At 43.1% G+C, this 22,268-nt stretch carries 21 protein-coding genes; 13 read left to right on the forward strand and 8 right to left on the reverse strand.

Annotated features, from left to right (window positions below):
* Positions 1–80 precede the first annotated feature (80 nt).
* Entirely contained in the window at positions 81–728 is a 648-nt protein-coding gene (gene msrA, locus ABLA85_RS02615) for a peptide-methionine (S)-S-oxide reductase MsrA (protein WP_367961089.1), read from the reverse strand.
* Positions 729–860: 132 nt separating this feature from the next.
* Between msrA and ABLA85_RS02620 the strand changes: the two genes are divergently transcribed.
* The 3 genes from ABLA85_RS02620 to ABLA85_RS02630 are packed head-to-tail and all read left to right on the forward strand — an operon-like array spanning position 861 to position 6,711.
* On the forward strand, positions 861–2,603 hold the full coding sequence (locus ABLA85_RS02620; RefSeq protein ID WP_367961091.1) for an autotransporter assembly complex family protein: 1,743 nt from the start codon (positions 861–863) through the stop codon (positions 2,601–2,603).
* Entirely contained in the window at positions 2,600–6,361 is a 3,762-nt protein-coding gene (locus tag ABLA85_RS02625; protein WP_367961093.1) for a translocation/assembly module TamB domain-containing protein, read from the forward strand. Before ABLA85_RS02620 ends, ABLA85_RS02625 begins: the two co-directional genes overlap by 4 nt.
* 2 nt (positions 6,362–6,363) lie before the next feature.
* Entirely contained in the window at positions 6,364–6,711 is a 348-nt protein-coding gene (locus ABLA85_RS02630; RefSeq protein WP_367961097.1) for a gamma-glutamylcyclotransferase, read from the forward strand.
* 140 nt (positions 6,712–6,851) lie between these two features.
* On the opposite strand, the gene ppa is transcribed toward ABLA85_RS02630, so the two are convergent.
* Both ppa and fbp read right to left on the reverse strand, forming a co-directional pair.
* Complete coding sequence (ppa, locus tag ABLA85_RS02635; protein ID WP_047684367.1) at positions 6,852–7,382, reverse strand: inorganic diphosphatase; 531 nt, start codon at positions 7,380–7,382, stop codon at positions 6,852–6,854.
* Between the two features lie 208 nt (positions 7,383–7,590).
* The gene (gene fbp / locus ABLA85_RS02640; RefSeq protein WP_367961099.1) at positions 7,591–8,604 is read right to left on the reverse strand and encodes a class 1 fructose-bisphosphatase; all 1,014 of its coding nucleotides are present in this window, start codon (positions 8,602–8,604) and stop codon (positions 7,591–7,593) included.
* A gap of 170 nt (positions 8,605–8,774) precedes the next feature.
* Here fbp and mpl point away from each other — a divergent pair, with 170 nt between their 5' ends.
* Entirely contained in the window at positions 8,775–10,145 is a 1,371-nt protein-coding gene (gene mpl / locus ABLA85_RS02645) for a UDP-N-acetylmuramate:L-alanyl-gamma-D-glutamyl-meso-diaminopimelate ligase (protein ID WP_367961101.1), read from the forward strand.
* A 135-nt stretch (positions 10,146–10,280) separates the two neighbouring features.
* On the opposite strand, the gene argR is transcribed toward mpl, so the two are convergent.
* Positions 10,281–10,751 (reverse strand): transcriptional regulator ArgR, encoded by a 471-nt coding sequence (argR, locus tag ABLA85_RS02650; protein ID WP_367961103.1) that lies wholly within the window; start codon positions 10,749–10,751, stop codon positions 10,281–10,283.
* 443 nt (positions 10,752–11,194) lie between these two features.
* On the opposite strand from argR, the gene mdh reads away from it, so the two are divergent.
* Positions 11,195–12,133: a malate dehydrogenase gene (mdh, locus tag ABLA85_RS02655; RefSeq protein WP_367961105.1), complete on the forward strand. Its 939-nt coding sequence runs from the start codon at positions 11,195–11,197 to the stop codon at positions 12,131–12,133.
* 115 nt (positions 12,134–12,248) lie between these two features.
* Here the strand turns inward: mdh and ABLA85_RS02660 are convergent, their stop codons facing one another.
* A complete protein-coding gene (locus ABLA85_RS02660) occupies positions 12,249–12,512 on the reverse strand; it encodes a helix-turn-helix transcriptional regulator (RefSeq protein ID WP_047684383.1) in 264 nt (87 codons plus the stop codon).
* A 188-nt stretch (positions 12,513–12,700) separates the two neighbouring features.
* On the opposite strand from ABLA85_RS02660, the gene ABLA85_RS02665 reads away from it, so the two are divergent.
* Together ABLA85_RS02665 and ABLA85_RS02670 are read left to right on the forward strand one after the other, a co-directional pair.
* Positions 12,701–13,048: a DNA-binding protein gene (locus ABLA85_RS02665; RefSeq protein ID WP_367961107.1), complete on the forward strand. Its 348-nt coding sequence runs from the start codon at positions 12,701–12,703 to the stop codon at positions 13,046–13,048.
* A 75-nt stretch (positions 13,049–13,123) separates the two neighbouring features.
* The gene (locus ABLA85_RS02670) at positions 13,124–13,507 is read left to right on the forward strand and encodes a DNA-binding protein (protein WP_047684388.1); all 384 of its coding nucleotides are present in this window, start codon (positions 13,124–13,126) and stop codon (positions 13,505–13,507) included.
* Positions 13,508–13,550: 43 nt separating this feature from the next.
* Here the strand turns inward: ABLA85_RS02670 and ispB are convergent, their stop codons facing one another.
* A complete protein-coding gene (ispB, locus tag ABLA85_RS02675; RefSeq protein ID WP_367961109.1) occupies positions 13,551–14,522 on the reverse strand; it encodes an octaprenyl diphosphate synthase in 972 nt (323 codons plus the stop codon).
* Positions 14,523–14,772: 250 nt separating this feature from the next.
* On the opposite strand from ispB, the gene rplU reads away from it, so the two are divergent.
* The 3 genes from rplU (at position 14,773) to cgtA (ending at position 16,659) form a co-directional block, all read left to right on the forward strand.
* On the forward strand, positions 14,773–15,081 hold the full coding sequence (gene rplU, locus ABLA85_RS02680; protein WP_045968299.1) for a 50S ribosomal protein L21: 309 nt from the start codon (positions 14,773–14,775) through the stop codon (positions 15,079–15,081).
* Between the two features lie 20 nt (positions 15,082–15,101).
* Positions 15,102–15,359 (forward strand): 50S ribosomal protein L27, encoded by a 258-nt coding sequence (gene rpmA / locus ABLA85_RS02685; RefSeq protein WP_038261469.1) that lies wholly within the window; start codon positions 15,102–15,104, stop codon positions 15,357–15,359.
* 130 nt (positions 15,360–15,489) lie between these two features.
* A complete protein-coding gene (gene cgtA, locus ABLA85_RS02690; protein ID WP_367961111.1) occupies positions 15,490–16,659 on the forward strand; it encodes an Obg family GTPase CgtA in 1,170 nt (389 codons plus the stop codon).
* Between the two features lie 82 nt (positions 16,660–16,741).
* On the opposite strand, the gene dacB is transcribed toward cgtA, so the two are convergent.
* A complete protein-coding gene (dacB, locus tag ABLA85_RS02695) occupies positions 16,742–18,190 on the reverse strand; it encodes a serine-type D-Ala-D-Ala carboxypeptidase (protein ID WP_367961113.1) in 1,449 nt (482 codons plus the stop codon).
* A gap of 315 nt (positions 18,191–18,505) precedes the next feature.
* On the opposite strand from dacB, the gene greA reads away from it, so the two are divergent.
* Complete coding sequence (greA, locus tag ABLA85_RS02700) at positions 18,506–18,982, forward strand: transcription elongation factor GreA (protein ID WP_038261474.1); 477 nt, start codon at positions 18,506–18,508, stop codon at positions 18,980–18,982.
* Between the two features lie 151 nt (positions 18,983–19,133).
* Here the strand turns inward: greA and yhbY are convergent, their stop codons facing one another.
* Positions 19,134–19,427, reverse strand: a complete 294-nt coding sequence (gene yhbY / locus ABLA85_RS02705) for a ribosome assembly RNA-binding protein YhbY (RefSeq protein ID WP_367961115.1) — start codon at positions 19,425–19,427, stop codon at positions 19,134–19,136.
* A 137-nt stretch (positions 19,428–19,564) separates the two neighbouring features.
* Here yhbY and rlmE point away from each other — a divergent pair, with 137 nt between their 5' ends.
* Together rlmE and ftsH are read left to right on the forward strand one after the other, a co-directional pair.
* Positions 19,565–20,194 (forward strand): 23S rRNA (uridine(2552)-2'-O)-methyltransferase RlmE, encoded by a 630-nt coding sequence (rlmE, locus tag ABLA85_RS02710; RefSeq protein WP_038261480.1) that lies wholly within the window; start codon positions 19,565–19,567, stop codon positions 20,192–20,194.
* A gap of 47 nt (positions 20,195–20,241) precedes the next feature.
* Positions 20,242–22,167 (forward strand): ATP-dependent zinc metalloprotease FtsH, encoded by a 1,926-nt coding sequence (ftsH, locus tag ABLA85_RS02715; protein WP_367961117.1) that lies wholly within the window; start codon positions 20,242–20,244, stop codon positions 22,165–22,167.
* Positions 22,168–22,268 lie beyond the last annotated feature (101 nt).

Here is a 22,268-nt window from a genome sequence, read left to right on the forward strand (position 1 = left end):
CACAAATAATGCCTTACGGCACATTACCGTAAGACAGATGAATTTAGTCCAATGATTATAACTTGGGTTTATTAAATCGGCTAGTTTCTGGACGGAGGTGGAAAACAGATGCCTGTGCCACCTAATCCACAATATCCTTCAGGATTTTTCATCAGATATTGCTGATGATAATCTTCTGCAAAATAGAATGGTCCGGCTTCACAGATCTCTGTGGTAATTGTGCGTTTATCGTCATTATCATCCATTGCTTGCTGGTATTGCTCGCGACTGGAAAGTGCCTGGGCATGTTGTTCAGGAGAAACCGTGTAAAGGGCTGAGCGATATTGTGTACCGATATCACCTTGTTGACGCATACCTTGTGCAGGATCGTGGTTTTCCCAGAACAACTTCAATAATTGCCCATAGGTGATTTTGGTCGGGTCAAATACAATTCTGACGATTTCGGTATGTCCGGTTAACCCTGAACAGACTTCCTCATAAGTCGGATTTGGAGTAGTGCCTCCACTGTAACCAACAGATGTGGTATACACGCCTTCCTGCTGCCAGAAAAGACGTTCGACACCCCAGAAGCATCCCATGCCTACATACGCGATTTCCATATTATCAGGTATGTTATTTATCGCATGCTGTGTAACGTAGTGATAGGGTGATACAGTTAATGGTATTTCTCGGCCTGGTAATGCATTCTGTTCAGAAACATGTTGGCTTTCGTTGACTGAATTTGGCAAGATTCTCTCCCGTTTGTCATCTATTTTATGGTTATGAGTTTTGTATATCTTTCAAACTTTACCAGAATTAATTCATGGCAGTATTCTTTTATGCTGCTGAATCTTACCCCTAAATAAATATTAGGAGTTCGCGTGTCACGATACCCTTTCATATTTATTTTTTGTGTGTCTATCGCAGCTCCATCGGCTTATAGTGCAAATTTACGATTGAAAGTGGAAGGACTTTCTGGCGAGCTGGATAACAATGCCAGAGTGCAGCTCTCAAACATCAGTACTGATGAAGTTTCTCCCGATGGACGTTTTCGGGCCCGTGTCGAAAAAGCCATACGAAAAGGGTTAAGGCCATTGGGGTATTATAATCCCACCATTGAATTCACTTATCAGGAAAATACTCCACCTTTCCGTCCTGTTTTGACAGCAAAAGTCACACCAGGTGAACCAGTGCGGGTCGCTGAAGTTAAGGTTGATTTAGAGGGGGGAGCTAAAACCGATCAGGATTATGCCGCACTTATCAAAAAAAATACGCCGAAGAAAGGGGCGATTCTAAATCATGGCGAGTATGAAAACTTTAAGAATGGGTTAAATAATCTGGCGCTCAGGAAGGGATATTTTGATGCTGAGTTAAAAAAAAGTGAATTGGGAGTATCCCAGGAACGGCATGAATCCTTCTGGGATTTTGATTTTAATAGCGGAGAGCGTTATCGCTTTGGTCCTGTTAAGTTCCAAGGCTCACAAATTCGAGAAAGTTACCTGAATAATCTTGTGCCGTTTAAAGAAGGAGATTATTACTCTTCGGAAGAACTGGCAGAATTTAACCGCCGTCTGGCAGATACTGGATGGTTCAACTCAGCGGTTGTCGTGCCTGATTTTACGGCGGGGCGTGATAGTAAAGATAAGATATTGCCGCTGGATGCTTCTTTGGTTCCCCGTTCTGCCAATTATGTTGAGTTGGGAGGAGGATATGCAACAGATGTTGGTCCTCGTATTCAGGCAAAATGGAAAAAGCCGTGGCTCAATTCCCGTGGGCACAGTTTGAGCACTAGCATAAATATTTCCAGACGTGACCAATTGATTGATGCGTCTTATAAAATGCCACTTAAGGCTAATCCACTTGAACAATATTATGAGTTGCAAACAGGTTATAAGCGTAAAGATATCAACGATACCATCTCGGATACCGCAACTTTAAACCTTTCTCGTAACTGGGATCTCTCCACAGGGTGGCGATACAGTGTCAATTTGCGCTGGAGCCTCAGCCACTTTACTCAAGCTAATGTAACGAATACAACAACGTTGCTTTATCCGGGCGCGAATATCAGCCGAATTCGTCAGCGTGGCGGTACTATGCCTTATTGGGGAGACAGTCAGCGTTATTCAATTGATGTTTCCGATACGACTTGGCGATCAAATGTAGATTTTCTGGTCTTACAGGCTCACCACGTTTGGATCAGAACGTTTCGTGATAAACACCGTTTTGTTTTACGGGGAGATCTTGGTTGGATAGAAACCAATCAATTCGAGAAAGTGCCGCCTGATTTGCGTTTCTTTGCCGGGGGAGATCGTAGTATCCGTGGTTATAAGTACCAGAAGATTTCCCCTAAAGACAGTAATGGTAAGTTAACAGGGGCGTCAAAGTTGGTTATTGGTTCGCTGGAATATCAATACAATATCTATGGTAATTGGTGGAGTGCATTGTTTGTGGATACTGGCGAAGCAGTGAATGATATCAAAAAGAGCAATTTTAAAACAGGTGCAGGCTTAGGCATACGTTGGGCTTCCCCCGTTGGGCCGATTAAATTCGACCTGGCAACCCCCGTGAGAGATAAAGATAATCATGGCATTCAATTTTATATCGGTTTAGGGGCTGAACTATGAGGTGGGCAAAAAGGCTGAGTATTGCTTTCCTATTGGTTGTTAGCCTGTTGTTGATAGCGATTGTGGGATTAGTGGGTACACAAACTGGCCTACATTTTATGATTAACAGTACGACACGCTTAGTTCCAGGGCTGGAGATAGCAGGTATCAGTGGCGGTTGGCGCGATTTAACATTACAAGGTATAAAATATAAAATATCGGGTGTTGATGTTAATGCTGACAAGATACACCTTTCGTTGCGCCTCTCTTGTTTGAAACACAGCCATATTTGTGTCAATGCCCTGACGACGGAAGGGGTATCTGTTTTAGTCAATACGGCAGAACTTCCGCCATCAGAAAGCCCGTCAGAATCAGAGCCATTAACTGAACTGAAAACACCCTATCCTATTTCGTTGGATCTGCTTTCTTTAAAGAATACCTATGTCAAAGTAGATGATACAGTCATTGATTTGGACGAGTTCAAAGCGGGTGCTCAGTGGCAGGAAAAACATCTGAAGCTAAAACCCATACAAGTCAATAAGTTATTGGTTGCATTGCCGAAAACCCCTCCTGGACATACTGCACAAAAAACTCAGCAGAAAACTGAACCAGAGGAATCATTGGGAGAGGTTTTAAAGACACTGTTTTCTAAGCCACTATTGGCTGAATTGCCTAATGTTCCTATTCCCCTTGATATTACGGTAGAAAATATTCACGGCCGCCATCTTCGTCTGACGGGAGATACCGCTATCACTCTTAATGATCTGCAACTACAAGCCAGTAATCAGGGGCGGCGGGTAGATATCAAAACCTTCAGCGTAAGTGCACCGGAAGGCTCCCTCGCGATACAGGGAACAGCAAAACTGTCCGAACTGTGGCCAGTCAATTTGTCAGTTAAGGGCAATACCAAGCTGGATGAATTGAACGGGCAACAGGTTGAGGCAAAACTGAACGGATCTTTATTACAGCAGCTTAATCTGGTATTGAATCTTTCAGGGCCAGTGAATGCTAATTTGGATGCTCAAGTCGAATTAGCTAAAGCGGGCCTGCCTGTACGCCTGACATTGGCAGGTAAACGGTTACAGTGGCCATTGGCAGGTAAATCTGAATATCAGTTAAATGATGTCAAATTACGTCTGAATGGTAAGGCCAGTGGTTATGATCTTTCCCTGCGTTCTGATATTAAGGGTGAAGAACTTCCACCGGCCTTATTGGTGCTGGATGCAAAGGGAAATGAAGAACGACTCAGATTAACTCGATTGCGTCTATCTGCGTTGCAGGGGCATGCGGATCTCACTGGTGTCGTTGACTGGAGCAAAGCCATTAGCTGGAATGCGCTGTTGACGCTTAATGGCATTGATACTGCTAAACAGTGGCCGGAATGGCCTGCCAAAATAGATGGCAAGGTGGCAGTACGTGGCAGTTTATATGGTGGCAGTTGGCAGCTCCAACTTCCTAAAATATCCCTTGATGGTTATATAAAACAGAATACTGTCAAAGCACATGGCAAAGTTTCCGGGAATGCGGCCGGACAATGGGATATTCCCCAATTTAACTTCATTTTGGGTCGTAACACGCTGGATATTAAAGGATATCTTACCGATGAAAAATGGAATTTGGATGGCGATATCAATGCCCCACAGTTAAATGGCTTGCTGCCGGGATTGTCCGGAGTGGTTGTTGGCGATGTGAAGTTACGTGGCAACCTGAAAGCACCGCAAGTTGTGACAGATTTAAATGCACATCGTGTGGGTTGGCAGAATATGCTGAGGGTGGATAGTGCGGCTATTAAAGGAAATTTGCGTTCTACCAACCAGATTGAAGGGCAATTATCGGTTGTTATTCGTCAATTGAAGCAGTCGGATCTGATCATCAGTAACTTGATACTCAATGCGAAAGGAACAGAAAAACAGCATGACTTACAATTGCAGGTGGATGGGAATCCCGTATCAGGTAAGCTGGTGCTCAATGGAAGTTTTGACCGTCAACAAGAACGCTGGAAAGGCAATATCAACAATACCTATTTTGAGACCCCGGTTGGTGAGTGGCGCTTAAGTAAGGCGATCGCCATTGATTACCAGAACTTACAGCAAAAAGTGATCATTGGTACTCATTGTTGGTTGAACCCGAATGCTCAACTTTGTATTCCGAAACCGATTGAAGCTGGCCCCAGTGGGCAGGCTGATATTGTGTTTGAGCGTTTTGATCTTGCTATGATCCAGCCATTCCTGGATAAAACAACCCAACTTAAAGGCGTATTTAGTGGGAGTGCTAATGTCAAATGGACAGCAGGGCATCAATTACCACAAGCGAACATGATACTGCAAGGAAACGGTGTCCAGATTCGGCAGGTTGTGGAAGGCACTACGTTACCTGTTGATTTTGAAGCATTGACTTTGAGTGCTGGTTTGACAAATGGTAAGGCAGATTTATCGTGGTTATTTAAACTGGCAGATAATGGGCAACTGAATGGCCATGTTCAAGTCGATGATTTAGAAGGCCAACGTAAATTAGCGGGTAATGTAGATATCCAGTCCCTTTCTCTGAAGTTGATGAAACCGATTCTAGATAAAGGTGAAAAAGCTGAAGGGAATTTAAATGCGAACTTACGCTTTGGTGGTAATGCGAAGGATCCGTTGTTATTTGGTATGTTAAAAGCCGATGTTTTTCAGGTCAGTAGCCACTGGTTGCCGTTTGATATCAAGCAAAGTCAGTTAGCGGTTCATTTTGATGGTGCCCGTTCCGATCTGGATGGTGTGATCAAAACTCCGCAAGGGCAACTCAATCTTCATGGTAATGCAGACTGGCGCAATCTGGATGCATGGTATGCCAGGGTGACTGCGTATGGTGAAAAACTGCGTGTGACAGTACCACCAATGGTAAAAATTGATGTGAGTCCTGATCTGGTTTTTGAAGCGACGCCTCAATTATTGAAGCTCAATGGCAATGTAGATATTCCGTGGGCACGCATTACGGTACAGGAATTACCGGAATCTGCGGTGGATGTTTCTCCTGATGAAGTGATGTTGGATAAAAATCTACAGCCGATAGAAAAGAAAAAATCTTCCATTTTGATTCAAAGTAATTTAAATATTCACGTAGGTGATGATGTCCGCTTGAGTGCATTTGGTTTGAACGCCCAATTGAAAGGAGACCTGAAAGTCATTCAGGATCAGCAGGGATTGGGGCTGAATGGTCAAATTGATATTCCAGATGGTCGCTTTCGCGCTTATGGGCAGGATTTACAGGTACGTAAGGGAATTATTCTGTTCTCTGGTCCACCGGATCAACCTATGTTGAATATTGAAGCGATCCGCAACCCCGAATCGACAGCGAATGATGTTATTGCTGGTGTGAAAGTGAGGGGGTTGGCAGATAAACCTAAGATTGAAATTTTCTCTGAACCAGTCAAATCGCAAGAGGAGGCGTTATCTTACCTGTTGCGTGGTGAAGGCTTAGATAAGGGTGGTTCTGATAACTCCCAGATGACTTCTGTGTTGATTGGTTTGGGTGTCGCACAGAGTGGTAGATTAGTGGGCAAAATTGGTGAAACCTTTGGTGTTTCTGATCTGGCTCTGGATACACAAGGAATTGGTAACAAATCGCAGGTTGTTGTGAGTGGCAAGATTACCAACGACTTACAGGTCAAATATGGTGTTGGTATTTTTGACTCTCTGGCAACTCTGACGTTACGTTACCGTGTGATGCCGAGATTGTATCTGGAAGCGGTATCTGGTATTGATCAGGCTTTAGATCTGCTCTATGAGTTTGAGTTTTAAAGATGCGAGTTATTGTTTATGGCAGCCTGAGGCGCAAACAAGGTAATCACCACTGGATGACCTATGCTCAACTTTTGGGGGAGCATAGGTTGGAAGGTTATGAAATTTATGATCTGGGGCATTATCCAGCGGTGATCCGTGGCGAAGGAATAATTGAATGTGAGGTTTATCGCATTACGTCATCCATTTTGACTGAACTGGATGATTTAAAAAAGAATACTCAGGAATATCAAAGGGAATTGGTCAAAACCCCTTATGGCAGCGCATGGATCTATTTATACATGTTATCAGTTGAGGGAGTGCCTCGAATAGAAAGCGGTGACTGGCTGAAGCGGCACGAGGAGAGATAAAAATCAGCGATGTTACTGTTTTTATATCATTTTTAACAGGTTAACCAATTAACCAATATAACCAAATAAAAAAACCTCTGTGCCAATAAATAAAAATACAGAGGTTTTTTATAATCAAAACTTGCTGTTATCTGTCAGAATTATTTTTTCGCAGCGCGTTCGAAAGAAGATTGGATTTCCGCTTTAGCAGCTTCGGCATTCTCCCAACCATCAACTTTTACCCACTTGCCTTTTTCCAAATCTTTATAGTGTTCAAAGAAATGTGTAATTTGAGCACGCAGCAGCTCTGGCAGATCGTTTACGTCTTTGATGTGGTCGTATTCTTTAGTCAGTTTAGAATGAGGAACAGCAACCAGTTTAGCATCTTCACCGGATTCATCGGTCATTTTAAGAACACCAACTGGACGGCAGCGAATAACGGAGCCTGGCTGCAATGGATATGGAGTTGGAACCAGTACGTCAACAGGGTCGCCATCAAGAGACAGGGTATTGTTGATATAACCGTAGTTGCATGGATAAAACATGGAGGTCGCCATGAAACGGTCTACAAACAGAGCGCCGGATTCTTTGTCCACTTCATATTTGATTGGGTCGGCATTTGCAGGGATCTCAATAATAACGTAGATGTCTTCTGGCAGTTCTTTACCCGCCGGTACATTGTTCAGGCTCATAAAAGGTTTCCTTCAATTTCAAACCAAAATGGAGTGTGGGATATTATAGCCAAAACAGACTTAAAGTAATTCCATTTTTCTGTATTATGCCTGTATTCCTATGGGTTAATGGTGGTAGAGGATTCTTGTACAAAGAAAAGGAATAATAGTAAGAATAATAGTAAAAAGAGGCGAATTTTCGCCTCCTCTTATAACCAATTAACTTATATTACTCATCCGGCTCATCTGGAAACTCAGCCATAAAGCCTTCGGCTTTTTCTACCATAGATTTGGTTCCGACGAAGAAAGGCACTCGTTGATGCAGCTTGCTTGGTACGATATCTAAAATCCGGTTAATGCCATCACTGGCTTTGCCGCCGGCTTGTTCAGCCAGGAAAGCAATTGGGTTGCACTCATACAGCAGACGGAGTTTGCCAGTCGGGTGACTTGCTGTGCTTGGGTAGATATAGATACCACCTTTCAACAGATTGCGGTGGAAGTCGGCAACCAGTGAGCCAATATAACGGGTAGTATAAGGGCGTTGAGTGGCTTCGTCTTGTTCTTGGCAATACTTAATGTACTTTTTCACTCCCAGAGGGAATTTGATGTAGTTCCCTTCGTTAATCGAGTACATGTTCCCTTTTTCCGGGAATTGGACTTTCTCATGGGTCAGACAGAATACACCAAGGGAAGGATCATAAGTGAAAGTATGAACACCACAGCCAGTGGTGTAAACCAACATGGTGGACGAACCGTAAACCACATAACCCGCTGCAACCTGACGATGACCTGGTTGCAAGAAGTCTTCTTCGGTAACGGGTTGCCCAACTGGCGTAATTCGATGGTAAATGGAGAAAATAGTTCCAACGGAAACGTTTACATCAATATTTGAAGAACCATCCAGTGGGTCCATCAAAACAACATACTTCGCATTTTCTGCCCGGTCACCATCAAAGATGACGATCTCGTCTTCTTCTTCGGAAGCAATACCAGCTACTTCACCGCGTGCTTTCAATGCTGCTTTGAGTTTTTCATTGGCATACAAGTCCAGTTTCATCTGAACTTCACCCTGAACATTAGAAACACCGCTGGTGCCTAAAATATCTACCAGGCCAGCTTTATTAATGTCCCGATGAATAATTTTGGCGCCCAATTTAATGGCAGAAAGTAGTGCGGTCAGTTCACCCGTAGCATGAGGAAAGTCGTGCTGTTTCTCGACGATGAATTCGCCTAATGTTTTCATGACGAAGGCCCTGATTTGGTTATGGTTTTAAAATCGTGCTACATATTCTGGTAGCACTAAAGTGCGGGCAGTTTAGCTAAAGAATAAAATGATTGATAGGCTATTGCATTTCTAATCTGTGATTTGATGGTTAGAATAGTGATACACTTCATGATATCGGATAGAAATAAATGCGTATTCATATTCTTGGCATCTGCGGTACTTTCATGGGAGGGCTGGCGATACTCGCTCGTTCATTAGGTCACGAAGTTACCGGTTCTGACGCCAATGTGTATCCTCCTATGAGTACTCTGTTGAAAAATCAGGGTATTGAACTGATCCAAGGATACGATCCTTCACAACTCGATCCTGTGCCAGATATGGTGATCATCGGTAATGCTATGACACGTGGTAATTCTTGTGTTGAGGCGGTGCTGGATCGCGGTATTCCTTATACATCTGGTCCACAGTGGTTACATGATTATGTTTTACCAGAGCGTTGGGTTTTGGCTGTTGCAGGAACACATGGTAAAACAACAACTGCGGGTATGCTGGCGTGGATCCTGGAGGCCTGTGGTTATAAACCGGGGTTTCTTATCGGTGGTGTGCCGGGCAATTTTGATGTTTCAGCACAGGTTGGTGAAAGCCCGTTTTTTGTGATTGAAGCGGATGAATACGATAGTGCTTTCTTTGATAAACGTTCGAAATTTGTTCATTATAGCCCTCGTACGCTCATCATAAATAATCTTGAATTCGATCATGCTGATATTTTCGAAAATCTGGCTGCTATCCAAAAGCAATTTCACCATCTTGTCAGAATCGTACCGGGCAAGGGTAAGATCCTTGTGCCCGATAATGACATCAATCTGAAACAAGTGCTTGGAATGGGCTGCTGGAGTGAGTTGGAATACCTTGGGGACACCGGGGCTTGGCACGTCCAAAAAACCACTCAGGACAGCAGTACCTATCAAGTATACCATCATAGTGAATTAGTTGGCGAAGTTAACTGGTCATTGGTGGGGGAACACAACATGCATAATGGCTTAATGGCTATTGCGGCAGCTCACCATGTAGGAATTCAGCCTGAGCATGCCTGTCAGGTATTAGGTGACTTTATCAATGCTCGTCGCCGACTGGAATTACTTGGCAAAGTGAATGATATCTCGGTTTATGATGATTTTGCCCATCATCCAACGGCAATTTTGGCGACACTGGAAGCTCTGCGAAGCAAAGCTGGCAGTATGGCGCGCATTTTTGCAGTACTGGAACCACGTTCAAATACCATGAAATTGGGTATGAGCAAAAATGATATTGCACCTTCCCTGGGCCGAGCGGATGAAGTTTTTCTGTTTCAGCCTGGTAATATCCAGTGGCAGGTTGCTGAAATTGCGGAACAATGTGTTCAACCTGCTCGCTGGAGTGCAGATATTGACACGTTGGTACGTATGATTGTTGAGGCAGCACAGTCGGGTGACCACATACTGATCATGAGTAATGGCGGTTTTGGTGGTATTCATGAGAAATTATTGGCAGCATTGAATAAGAAAGCACATGCCGCTTAATTGATCACAAGCGTTAAATTAAGAGGATCGCAATGATCAAGCGATCCTCTTGCACAGAACCTCTGGCAAAATTTTCTCTGGTAAAATGATATACAGTGATACCGTGTTTTTACATGGTCTTGATGGACGATTGATTTACAGTTCTTGCTCAAACAAGTTGAGGATAGCCTCATAGAGCTGTTTGGTTGTAAGGGCTTGTGTCGGTGTAGAAAAGACAGTGTCATCTCCTGCAATACTGCCAAGGATCCCTTCTGCTTTTCCTAATGAATCCAATAAACGCGCGATCAACTGTGCTGCGCCAGGACTGGTACGAATAACAACTACGGAATGATTATAATCAATATCTAATACCAGATTTTTCAATGGGCTGGTGGCGGTAGGAACACCTAATTCTGCTGGCAGACAGTAGACCATTTCCATTTTTGCGTTACGGGTTCTGACAGCACCAAATTTTGTCAGCATTCTGGATACTTTAGATTGATTAATGTTTTCAAAACCTTCTTCTTGGAGTGCTGCAACTATTTCGCCTTGAGAACTGAATTTTTCTTCCTTTAATAATGCTTTGAAAGCCTTGATTAAATCTTCCTGTTTGGAAGGAATTCGCATATTTCACCATCGTTGAATCCACTATGAAGCCAATATTATGCAAAAAAGTGAATTTTTATACAAGAATGAGAAAATAAACCCAATAGAGAGAATAATTACATTATTGAGCGTAGTAAATTTATTGTTAATAAAATTATATTATTCAAGGGAAAGGAGAAGAACAAGTTAATCAACAGAGCAATTAATAAGATAACAGGAATAATTCCTAAAAAAGTGCCCATTATCTCATTAACAGATAAGCATTTTGTCTAAAATAAAAAACTTTAGTGTTCCATCATTGGGTTATTAGGTAGATAATCTGTCTGTTAACAGATTGTTTTTAATACGTAGTGATGAGTAAGGCTAAGAGCGTATTCCATACTTATACTTTGTATGGGAAATATTGCGTCTCTTAACCAGACAGGTTTAAGTTTTTTACAGCACTTATTTAAAGGAGTATCAGGATGAAAGTTGCAGTTCTCGGTGCAGCCGGTGGTATTGGTCAGGCACTTGCCCTTCTACTCAAGACACAGCTTCCTTCAGGTTCAGAACTTTCCTTGTATGACATTGCTTCGGTGACCCCAGGTGTGGCTGCCGATCTGAGCCATATCCCAACAGCTGTGAAGGTCACTGGTTTTGCTGGTGAAGATGCAACTCTTGCATTGGTAGGAGCGGATGTTGTATTGATTTCTGCAGGTGTAGCCCGTAAACCTGGTATGGATCGTTCAGATCTGTTCAATATTAATGCAGGGATTATCCGTAATCTGGTTCAACAGATTGCTAAAGCATGCCCAAAAGCATTAATCGGAATTATTACTAACCCTGTGAACACCACTGTGGCAATCGCTGCCGAAGTTCTGAAAAAAGAGGGTGTTTACGACAAAAATCGTCTGTTTGGCGTCACTACTCTGGATATTATCCGTTCTAATACGTTTGTGGCAGAACTGAAAGATAAGAAACCAGAAGAGCTGGACGTTCCTGTTATCGGCGGTCACTCTGGCGTAACTATTCTGCCATTATTGTCTCAGATCCCGGATGTCAGTTTCACTGATGAAGAAGTAGAAGCGTTGACGAAACGTATTCAGAACGCAGGTACTGAGGTTGTTGAAGCAAAAGCAGGTGGTGGATCTGCAACTTTATCTATGGGTCAAGCAGCAGCACGTCTGGGCCTTTCTTTAATCCGTGGTTTGCAGGGTGAAAGCAATGTTATCGAATGCAGCTACGTAGAAGGTGATGGCAAATACGCTCGTTTCTTCGCACAACCTGTTCGTTTGGGCAAAAATGGTATTGAAGAACGTTTAGATATTGGTCAATTGAGTGAGTTTGAACAGAAAGCATTGGATAATATGCTTTCTGTTCTGAAAAAAGATATTGAATTAGGCGAAAGATTTATTAATGATTAATTTAATTAATTTTTAATTCATTAATATACGAATTAATTTAAATCTATTAGATAACAAAAACCGCTAGTTTAAAAAAGCTAGCGGTTTTTCTTTCAATAATTATATTGGTAGCTAATTATTCTTTTTTCTCTCTTACTTTCCTTTCTAATAACTCTCCAGTATGAGGATTGAAATAACGGCTTGGCCATATTTCAGACGGATGAATACCTAAGTAGTTTGCTATTATCCATTCTCCCTTGGGCCACGAGCGAGAAAGAGTATTCGCCAAAGTTGATGAGCTTAGTCCTGATTCACGAGAAACAGCGGCCAGAGTTGTTCCACGTTTACGTAAAGCAGCAATAATATCAGCAGGATGCCAATCCGATTTCATAGAAATCATTTTTTTAATCCTTTCCTATTAAATTTAGAGCCACATTAGTGGTATAACTAAAGCGTTAGAGTGAAATTAATAACGAACATGGATCTGTTATTAAGAAAATAAAATAACATTATTTTTTCTAAAAATATTTCTAATTTTTTTCTTAATAACTTCTTTTTTGAACTTGGTTACAAAAATAGAGAAACATCATGAAAAAAGAGTGGTATACGGCAATGGAGTTGACCGGTGTAGGTGAGTTACCTAGATCACCACAAGGAGTGAATGCCAGAGCCAAACGTGAAGAGTGGTTGAGACAAAAACGAACAGGTGTTCAGGGAAGGGCAATTGAATATCACTATTCGTGTTTTCCTGAATCAACATTGGCAGCTCTGGAACTTAATGAAATATCACCTGAATATCAGGTTCAGAAACAAGACCCGCTATCCATTTGGGTAAGTGCGTTTAATCTACTCACGGATGAAGAAAAGGAGGCAATTACAGAAGTGATACTACGAGATGGAATAAGAAGTTTTTTGGAAAAAATCGTAGCTACCTGAGGCAGCTTTTGAAAAGCTAAATGTTTAAAATTTGGCTTCCTCTTTACTGCTCCGGTACAAAGCGAGGAGAGAGAGATGAAAAAAGAATGGTATTCTGCAAAGGAACTCATTGGCCTCGCTGGTCTGCCATCGTCCCCCCAGGGAGTAAACCTGATGGCAAGACGTGAAGGTTGGGAACAACGCCGTAAGCGTGGAGTGCAGGGAAAAGCTCTCGAATATCATATCAATAGTTTGCCCGAAGATGTTTTGAATGTACTGACCGTCAGTGAGAGCTCGGTTGAGTATTATCGGAACAAACGACAGGATCCGTTTATGATTTGGGTGGAAGCTTACTATCAATTGACCAAGCCAGAAAGGGAGCGAATGGTTAAGTTCATTTTACGTAAAGGACTTGCCAGCATTGTGCAGTATATAGGAATTCAAGAGGTTGAAAACAAAGGAGTATCCCAGACTGAATAGTCTGGGATACTTATACCCAGGGTATACTAATACTGGGTCTGACTCAGGAAAGTCGCTGTACAGCGATGTGGGCTAATCCCACAAGGGCCGCTTTGTATGGAGACTCATCAAGTACTTGTAACGCTGAGATTGCTTTATCCGCTTCTTCCTCCGCCCGTTGGCGGGTGTAATCAAGTGAACCACACTGTTTCATCGTTGTAAGCACAGTATCCAGCAAATGGCGGCCATTGCCTTTCTCAATAGCTTCGCGGATCAGTGCTGACTGTTCAGGTGTTCCGTGATTCATTGCATGTAAAAGTGGGAGGGTTGGTTTACCTTCGTTTAAATCATCTCCGGTGTTTTTCCCAAGTGTATTATCATCGGAATCGTAGTCTAACAGGTCATCAATCAATTGAAATGCAGTACCAAGATAACGACCATAATCACGTAGTGCTTCTTCTTGCTCCTGAGTTGCACCAGACAAAATAGCAGCAGAATGCGCGGCTACTTCAAACAGGCGGGCAGTCTTACTGTAAATTACGCACATGTAGTCATCTTCTGAAATGTTCGGATCGTTACAGTTCATCAACTGCATCACTTCACCTTCAGCGATAACATTCGTGGCGTCAGACATCAATTTCAGCACTCGCATAGAATTGAGGTCTGTCATCATTTGAAACGAGCGAGTATAGATAAAATCGCCAACCAGAACGCTGGCTGCATTGCCGTACATAGCATTGGCAGTTGCTTTACCGCGGCGCATATCGGACTCATCTACGACGTCATCATGGAGTAGGGTTGCTGTATGGATAAATTCGATCAGGGCAGCAATTTTGATATGTTTCTTTCCCTCATAATGCAGTGCCTTACCAGCCAACACTGCGATCATTGGGCGAATACGTTTACCACCGCCGCTGATAATGTAATAGCCAAGCTGGTTGATTAGCGCTACATCAGAATTTAATTGGTTAAGAATTGTTTCATTAACCGCTGCCATATCATCAGCTGTAAGTTTAATTATAGTTTCTAAGTTCATGTTTTGGCTTTGGACTCTGATTCAGAGCTGTGCTCGTTAATTAGTGTATCAATAGATATCGCGATATGTTGATTGTACTTGAAAAACCGTTCAAATAAATGACAATCGAAAAACTCGGCTTTTTTCTCTTCTGTTCTAATTCTGCTCTTGTCTTCCAAGTGGTTTTTGCGTAGAATTCGCGCCCTATTGTGAATATTTTATAGCGCGCTCTGGAAAGAATTTTAGGGAGTGCGCGGAAAGCGGAGTTAATATGTACGCGGTTTTCCAAAGTGGTGGTAAACAACACCGAGTAAGCGAAGGTCAAACTATTCGCTTGGAAAAGCTGGACATCGCAACAGGTGAAACTGTTGAGTTTGACCAGGTTCTGATGGTCGCTAATGGTGAAGACATCAAAATCGGCGCTCCAGTAGTTGAAGGCGTTAAAGTTAAAGCTGAAGTTGTTGCGCACGGTCGTGGCGAGAAAGTTAAAATCGTTAAGTTTCGTCGTCGTAAACACAGCCGTAAGCAGCAGGGCCACCGTCAGTGGTTCACTGATGTTAAAATCACTGGCATCGCTTAAGATATTAGGAGAGCAGATTAATGGCACACAAAAAGGCTGGCGGCTCGACTCGTAACGGTCGCGATTCTGAAAGTAAACGTCTGGGTGTAAAACGTTTTGGTGGTGAATCTGTTTTGGCAGGTAGCATCATCGTTCGTCAACGTGGTACTAAATTCCACGCAGGCAACAATGTAGGTTGTGGCCGTGACCACACCCTGTTTGCATTAGCTGACGGAAAAGTTAAATTCGAAGTTAAAGGTCCAAAAAACCGTAAATTTATCAGCATCGTAGCTGAATAAGTTTTTTGAACTTCGATCGAATCGGAAGCCCTGCAATGTGTGTTGCGGGGCTTTTTATATTTTGGATTATGCCATCTCTGGGTACGATCTGCCATCCAGCTTTATAGTGGCTATCCTACGGAGAAAAGTGATGAAATTTGTAGATGAAGCCAGGATACTGGTTGTAGCGGGAGATGGTGGCAATGGCTGTGTCAGCTTCCGTCGTGAAAAATATATTCCAAAAGGTGGGCCGGACGGCGGTGACGGCGGTGATGGTGGTGATGTTTATCTACTGGCAGATGAAAACCTCAATACGCTAATCGACTACCGTTTTGAGAAGTCCTTTCGTGCTGAACGTGGGCAAAATGGGCAAAGCCGCGATTGTACCGGCAAGCGTGGTCAGGATATTACTATTAAAGTACCAGTAGGGACGCGTATCCGTGATATCGCGACAGGGGAAATTCTGGGCGATATGGTACGTCACGAGCAGCGCTTGATGGTTGCGAAAGGTGGCTTTCATGGGTTGGGTAACACCCGTTTTAAATCCTCTGTTAACCGCGCTCCTCGCCAGAGAACCATGGGAACGCCGGGAGAAAGTCGTGAGCTACTGTTGGAGCTGATGTTGCTGGCAGACGTAGGGATGTTGGGAATGCCAAATGCGGGTAAATCTACCTTCATCCGCGCTGTTTCAGCAGCAAAACCTAAAGTTGCTGATTATCCATTTACGACGTTAGTACCAAGCCTTGGTGTTGTACGTATGGATAACGAGCAAAGTTTCGTTGTAGCAGATATCCCAGGTTTGATTGAAGGTGCATCAGAAGGTGCTGGTTTGGGTATTCGTTTCCTGAAACACTTGGAACGTTGCCGTGTATTGTTGCATTTAATTGACCTCTGCCCAATTGATGAATCTGATCCAGTAGAGAATGCTCGTATTATCATCAATGAACTGCATAAATACAGTGAAAAACTGGCTGAAAAACCACGCTGGTTGGTATTCAATAAGGTTGATCTGACCGATCCGGAAGAAGCTAAATTGAAAGCGAAGACGATTGCTGATGAACTGGGTTGGGAAGGCGATTATTACATGATTTCAGCCGTGAATCGTCAGGGAGTGAAAGATCTCTGCTGGGATATCATGGAATTCATCAAGGCTCAGCCTCGCCAAGTAGGTGCCGAGGAAGGATCTCAACCGAAGAAAGTTGAGTTCATGTGGGATGACTATCATAAGGAACAGTTGCAGCAATCATCTGATACTGATGATTGGGATGACGACTGGGATGAAGAAGATGATGAAGGCGTTGAATTTATTTACAAACGTTAAGTTCTCACACCAGATATCTAAATGATGGAAAAGGGCGTATTTGAAGCGCCCTTTTTTCTTATTCCTTCTTAAGGCATTTTCGTCAATTGTTTTTGTATAGCGATTTATATAAATGGCTTTCAAAGCGAGTCAGAGGAATACGGCGCTGGCGCTGATCTTCAGGAGAGACGGAGTAAGACGAAATAAATTGAACAAAAGCGATCTGTTGTCCGCTGGAAGCTTTCATAAAGCCCGCAAGATTATATACACCTTGCAATGATCCTGTTTTCGCAAAAACTTTGCCATTAACGCCAGCTTCATGCAGACCGGGACGATAGGCTAGTGTGCCATCATAACCTGCTTGCGGCAGCATGGAGATAAAATCCAGTTCGTTATTGTGTTGGGCAATGAATTGTAGAATCTCCATCATGGTTGAAGGAGTGATAAGGTCATGACGTGAGAGTCCGGAACCATCAACTAAGACAGTATTACCAAGATCAATATCTGCTTTTTGTTTTAAGATCTGACGAACAGCATCAGAGCCGGAGCGCCAGGTGCCGGGAACGTTAAAGTAATAATGTCCGAGGGTGCGAAAAACGGTATCAGCTATCATATTATCTGACTTTTTCAGCATGATTCTGAGCAGATCATGTAAAGGTATTGATTGATTCAATGCGAGGATCTTTTCCGGTTGTTCAGGAAGCGATTGGCGTCGTAGATGGCCTTTTAATTCAATTCCAGCAATATGTAGTTCATTTTTCAGAATAGCCCCCACATAGCTTGCTCCATTCTGGATAGCAAATGCCAGTGGCAAGGGTTCACTACGTTGTGTCAGGCAGCCAGTCAGCGTATATCGGTTCAATTCTCCTGCTGTCACATCAAGTTCACAGTACTTTGCTTCTGGAGAACCTTTCGTAAGTGTTTTTACTTCACTGAATACATTGACAGGATAATACGAAGGAACATGAACAGTGGCTAATGCATCAGCTTGTTCAGCGCTGTAGAGTAAGACTGAAAAACAGTTTTTATCCACAATAGCAGCAGCAGGCGGAGCACTAAAACATTGCGTCATATCATTCCATACCCAACCGGGTGCTTTATCGTGGCTGGAAAAAATGGAAATATCTATGATGAGATCACCCTCAATCTGCTGTACACCAGATTGTTTTAACTTTTCTACCATATTGCGCAGTTGTGTGCGTGTTAGCGATGGATCACCAACGAAACGGGCGATAAGATTGCCTTTTAATCTGCCATCTTCAACATGAGCGTCACTCTCTAATGTAGTGACAAAGCGGAAATCTTTGCCAAGCTGCAATAAGGCAGCTAGTGCTGTCACAATTTTCTGAGTGCTGGCAGGTAATGCCAATTGCTGTCCATGATAATCAATGAGAGGTGTTTTTTCGCCGACTTTCTGGGCGATAAATGAAAAATTAGTTCCCGCTGGCAAATATTGAATATTTTCTTCAATTGAAGAGGCATTAGCACTGAAAATACTCAGGCTCAAACTGAGCATACAAGCTATTCTGCTGGTAATCTTTAAAAGAGCCATAGATCTCGCATATGAATGTGGATGTATTCCGATAATATTTGTATCAATAATACTAAGATGCAATTCAGGAAAAAGTAAACGATGATCCATCATCAACTCTACGTTAAAATGATAGATTAGCAGTTTAAATATGTATGTGAACTATCAGAGTATTCTGTAGTTTATACTCTTTTTATTGTCTGGAAGCCCGCCTGATAGGGTGTGCTCATTGTGTTGTAATCTATTGCAAGATATTGTTATTGCAAGAGAAGTGATGCTATTGCAAAAATCAGGAAGATGTTGTCTGGGCTTAGGATTGATTTAGAGGTTTGATAAATGAAACAAATTCCGATGACGGTACGTGGCGCAGATAAATTGCGCGAAGAATTAGAATATCTGAAAAATGTACGTCGCCCTCAAATTATTACTGCAATCGCTGAGGCGCGTGAGCACGGTGACTTGAAAGAAAATGCTGAATATCACGCCGCTCGTGAGCAACAGGGATTCTGTGAAGGCCGTATTCAAGAAATTGAAGCTAAACTTTCTAATGCACAAGTGATCGATATCACTAAGATGACCAACAATGGCCGTGTCATTTTTGGCGCAACGGTAACGGTGTTAAACGTTGATTCTGATGAAGAACAGACTTACCGCATTGTGGGGGACGATGAAGCGAATATCAAAGAAAACCTGCTGTCGGTTAACTCGCCTATTGCCCGTGGCTTAATTGGCAAAGAAGTGGATGATGTTGCTGTGATTGATACTCCGGGCGGCAAAGTAGAATATGAAGTTCTGAACGTTGAGTATATTTGATATTCAATTTAAAAGTTGAATTAACCTTCCCGCTCGTAGAGCGGGGAGGGGCATAGAAAACAGCGATTATATATTGATGGTGGAAATAAAAAGGCCTGATTTGGCCTTTTTTATCATGGTAGAATGGCACTTTTGTATAAATATGTTGAGATTATTTCGGTAAACTAATCTTGCGTTCTTTCGATGGGCGGTAGAGAACTAGCATTTTTCCAATAATTTGCACATTATATGCGCCAGTTTCACGAACAATAGCTTCCGCGATCAAAGTTTTGATTTCACGGTCTTCGCCTGCAACCCTGACTTTGATAAGCTCGTGATGCGAAAGGGTTTGTTCGATTTCGGCCAATACGCCTTCAGTCAGTCCGTTGTTACCGATCATAACAACAGGCTTTAATGAATGAGCGAGACTTTTCAGGTATTGCACTTGTTTCTTGTTAAGAGTCATCGTTTTTTTGCTTAGTTGGGATTGAAAACGACATATTCTACCGCCATCTCCTATCTATCACCATAAGTGTGTGGTGTGGTTTGATAAGAGAATGCAAAAATAGGGCTCTCTATTAGTTAGTATAGTTGGAAAGAACAATGGCCAATAAAAAACGCTCAGCAAGCTCAAGTCGCTGGTTACAGGAACATTTTAGTGATAAATATGTTCTTCAGGCGCAGAAAAAAGGGCTTCGCTCCCGCGCTTGGTTTAAACTTGATGAGATACAGCAAAGCGACAAAATCTTTAAACTGGGCATGACCGTTGTTGATTTAGGCGCTGCCCCAGGTGGGTGGTCTCAGTACGTAGTCAGTCAGATTGGTGATCGTGGTCGGGTAATTGCCTGTGATCTTTTACCGATGGATCCCATTGTTGGAGTTGATTTCCTACAGGGGGACTTCCGTGATGAGTTTGTATTGAAAACATTGTTTGAGAGAGTTGGTGATAATAAAGTCCAGGTCGTCATGTCGGATATGGCTCCCAATATGAGTGGAACCCCCGCGGTCGATATTCCTCGATCCATGTATCTGGTTGAGTTAGCGTTGGATATGTGTCGTGATGTGCTGGCCCCTGGGGGTAGTTTTATCGTCAAAGTGTTTCAGGGAGAGGGCTTTGATGAGTACCTGAGGGAAATACGCTCCCTTTTTACGAAAGTCAAAATTCGTAAACCAGACGCTTCGCGGGCACGATCACGTGAAGTATACATTGTAGCGACAGGGCGGAAAGTGTAGTACCCTGCTGCTATTTGTTAACACAGTTGTAATATGAGGTTAATCCCTTGAGTGACATGGCGAAAAACCTGATTCTCTGGTTAGTCATCGCAGTTGTCTTGATGTTATTGTTCCAGAGTTTTGGTCCCGGCGATTCCAGTGGTCGTAGGGTGGATTACTCGAACTTCATCAGTGAGTTATCACATAATCAAATCAGTGAAGTACGTATTTCGGGTCGTGACATTGATTTCACTAAGAAAGACAACGGTGGAAAATATAGCACGTATATGCCAGTTCAGGATGAGAAGCTGCTGGATACGCTGCTCAACAAACAGGTAAAAGTTGTTGGTGAACCACCAGAGCAACAAGGCCTGTTAGCGACTCTCTTTATTTCATGGTTCCCAATGCTACTGCTGATTGGCGTTTGGATCTTCTTTATGCGCCAAATGCAAGGTGGTGGCGGTAAAGGGGCGATGTCTTTCGGTAAAAGCAAAGCCCGTATGTTGACGGAAGATCAGATCAAAACCACGTTTGCTGATGTTGCTGGTTGTGATGAAGCAAAAGAAGAAGTGGGTGAATTGGTTGAATACCTGCGTGAGCCCGGCCGTTTCCAGAAACTAGGTGGTAAGATCCCGAAAGGTATCTTGATGGTAGGGCCTCCAGGAACAGGTAAGACCTTACTGGCGAAAGCAATTGCAGGTGAGGCTAAAGTACCATTCTTCACCATTTCTGGTTCTGACTTTGTTGAAATGTTTGTTGGTGTTGGTGCTTCTCGTGTTCGTGACATGTTTGAACAAGCGAAGAAAGCCGCTCCTTGTATTATTTTTATCGACGAAATTGATGCTGTAGGGCGTCAACGTGGTGCTGGTTTGGGGGGGGGACACGATGAACGTGAACAAACGCTGAACCAGATGCTGGTTGAAATGGATGGTTTTGAAGGTAACGAAGGCATTATCGTTATCGCTGCCACTAACCGTCCTGATGTTCTGGACCCTGCGCTGTTGCGTCCGGGCCGTTTCGACCGTCAGGTTGTCGTTGGTTTGCCAGATGTTCGCGGTCGTGAACAGATTCTAAAAGTTCATATGCGCCGTATTCCGTTGGATACTGACATTGATGCTTCCATTATTGCCCGTGGTACACCTGGTTTTTCTGGTGCGGATTTGGCAAACCTGGTGAACGAAGCAGCTTTGTTTGCTGCTCGTGGCAACAGACGTGTCGTATCTATGGTGGAATTTGAGAAGGCAAAAGATAAGATCATGATGGGTGCAGAGCGCCGTTCAATGGTCATGACAGAAGAGCAGAAAGAAGCCACCGCTTACCACGAAGCAGGACATGCCATCATTGGCCGTCTGGTTCCTGAACATGATCCTGTCCATAAAGTGACAATCATTCCCCGTGGTCGCGCGTTGGGTGTAACTTTCTTCTTGCCAGAAGGTGATCAAATCAGTGCCAGCCGTCAGAAATTAGAAAGTCAGATTTCTACTTTATACGGTGGCCGTCTTGCAGAAGAGATCATCTACGGGCCAGATAATGTTTCTACGGGTGCTTCCAATGACATTAAAGTGGCGACATCCATTGCCCGTAATATGGTGACACAATGGGGTTTCTCGGAAAAACTAGGTCCACTGTTGTATGCGGAAGAGGAAGGCGAAGTTTTCCTTGGTCGTTCTGTGGCTAAGGCAAAACATATGTCGGAAGATACTGCACGTTTAATTGATCAAGAAGTGAAAGTTATCATTGATCGCAACTATCAGCGCGCACGTCAGATTCTGATGGATAATCTGGATATCTTGCATTCAATGAAAGATGCTTTGATGAAGTACGAGACCATTGATGCGCCTCAGATCGATGACCTGATGAACCGTATTACAGTCCGTCCACCGGCCGGTTGGGAAGGCGATAACGATAATGGCGGTAATAGTAGTAATAATCGTCAGAATACATCGTCTCAGCAGCAAGCCACGAAACCAGCGGATGGTAATCCAACTGCATAATCTATTCAAACCAAGGGCGATCATTGATAGAAGGTTGCCCCTGGTTTTGACAGACCGTACTTACTAAACCCCAGGTTTGTCCTGGGGTTTTTAACATTAAG

This window comes from Xenorhabdus sp. SGI246 (genome assembly GCF_040838225.1).
GTDB classification, from domain to species: Bacteria; Pseudomonadota; Gammaproteobacteria; order Enterobacterales; family Enterobacteriaceae; genus Xenorhabdus; species Xenorhabdus indica.

Excerpts from the sequence above, each read along its gene's own strand:
- mdh (WP_367961105.1), top strand. The coding sequence starts at position 11,195 with ATGAAAGTTGCAGTTCTCGGTGCAGCCGGTGGTATTGGTCAGGCACTT.
- mpl (WP_367961101.1), top strand. The coding sequence starts at position 8,775 with ATGCGTATTCATATTCTTGGCATCTGCGGTACTTTCATGGGAGGGCTG.
- argR (WP_367961103.1), bottom strand. The coding sequence starts at position 10,751 with ATGCGAATTCCTTCCAAACAGGAAGATTTAATCAAGGCTTTCAAAGCA.
- rpmA (WP_038261469.1), top strand. The coding sequence starts at position 15,102 with ATGGCACACAAAAAGGCTGGCGGCTCGACTCGTAACGGTCGCGATTCT.
- cgtA (WP_367961111.1), top strand. The coding sequence starts at position 15,490 with ATGAAATTTGTAGATGAAGCCAGGATACTGGTTGTAGCGGGAGATGGT.
- rplU (WP_045968299.1), top strand. The coding sequence starts at position 14,773 with ATGTACGCGGTTTTCCAAAGTGGTGGTAAACAACACCGAGTAAGCGAA.
- ABLA85_RS02630 (WP_367961097.1), top strand. The coding sequence starts at position 6,364 with ATGCGAGTTATTGTTTATGGCAGCCTGAGGCGCAAACAAGGTAATCAC.
- fbp (WP_367961099.1), bottom strand. The coding sequence starts at position 8,604 with ATGAAAACATTAGGCGAATTCATCGTCGAGAAACAGCACGACTTTCCT.
- greA (WP_038261474.1), top strand. The coding sequence starts at position 18,506 with ATGAAACAAATTCCGATGACGGTACGTGGCGCAGATAAATTGCGCGAA.
- rlmE (WP_038261480.1), top strand. The coding sequence starts at position 19,565 with ATGGCCAATAAAAAACGCTCAGCAAGCTCAAGTCGCTGGTTACAGGAA.
- ABLA85_RS02625 (WP_367961093.1), top strand. The coding sequence starts at position 2,600 with ATGAGGTGGGCAAAAAGGCTGAGTATTGCTTTCCTATTGGTTGTTAGC.
- ispB (WP_367961109.1), bottom strand. The coding sequence starts at position 14,522 with ATGAACTTAGAAACTATAATTAAACTTACAGCTGATGATATGGCAGCG.
- yhbY (WP_367961115.1), bottom strand. The coding sequence starts at position 19,427 with ATGACTCTTAACAAGAAACAAGTGCAATACCTGAAAAGTCTCGCTCAT.
- ppa (WP_047684367.1), bottom strand. The coding sequence starts at position 7,382 with ATGAGCCTGAACAATGTACCGGCGGGTAAAGAACTGCCAGAAGACATC.
- ABLA85_RS02665 (WP_367961107.1), top strand. The coding sequence starts at position 12,701 with ATGAAAAAAGAGTGGTATACGGCAATGGAGTTGACCGGTGTAGGTGAG.
- ABLA85_RS02670 (WP_047684388.1), top strand. The coding sequence starts at position 13,124 with ATGAAAAAAGAATGGTATTCTGCAAAGGAACTCATTGGCCTCGCTGGT.
- ABLA85_RS02660 (WP_047684383.1), bottom strand. The coding sequence starts at position 12,512 with ATGATTTCTATGAAATCGGATTGGCATCCTGCTGATATTATTGCTGCT.
- dacB (WP_367961113.1), bottom strand. The coding sequence starts at position 18,190 with ATGGCTCTTTTAAAGATTACCAGCAGAATAGCTTGTATGCTCAGTTTG.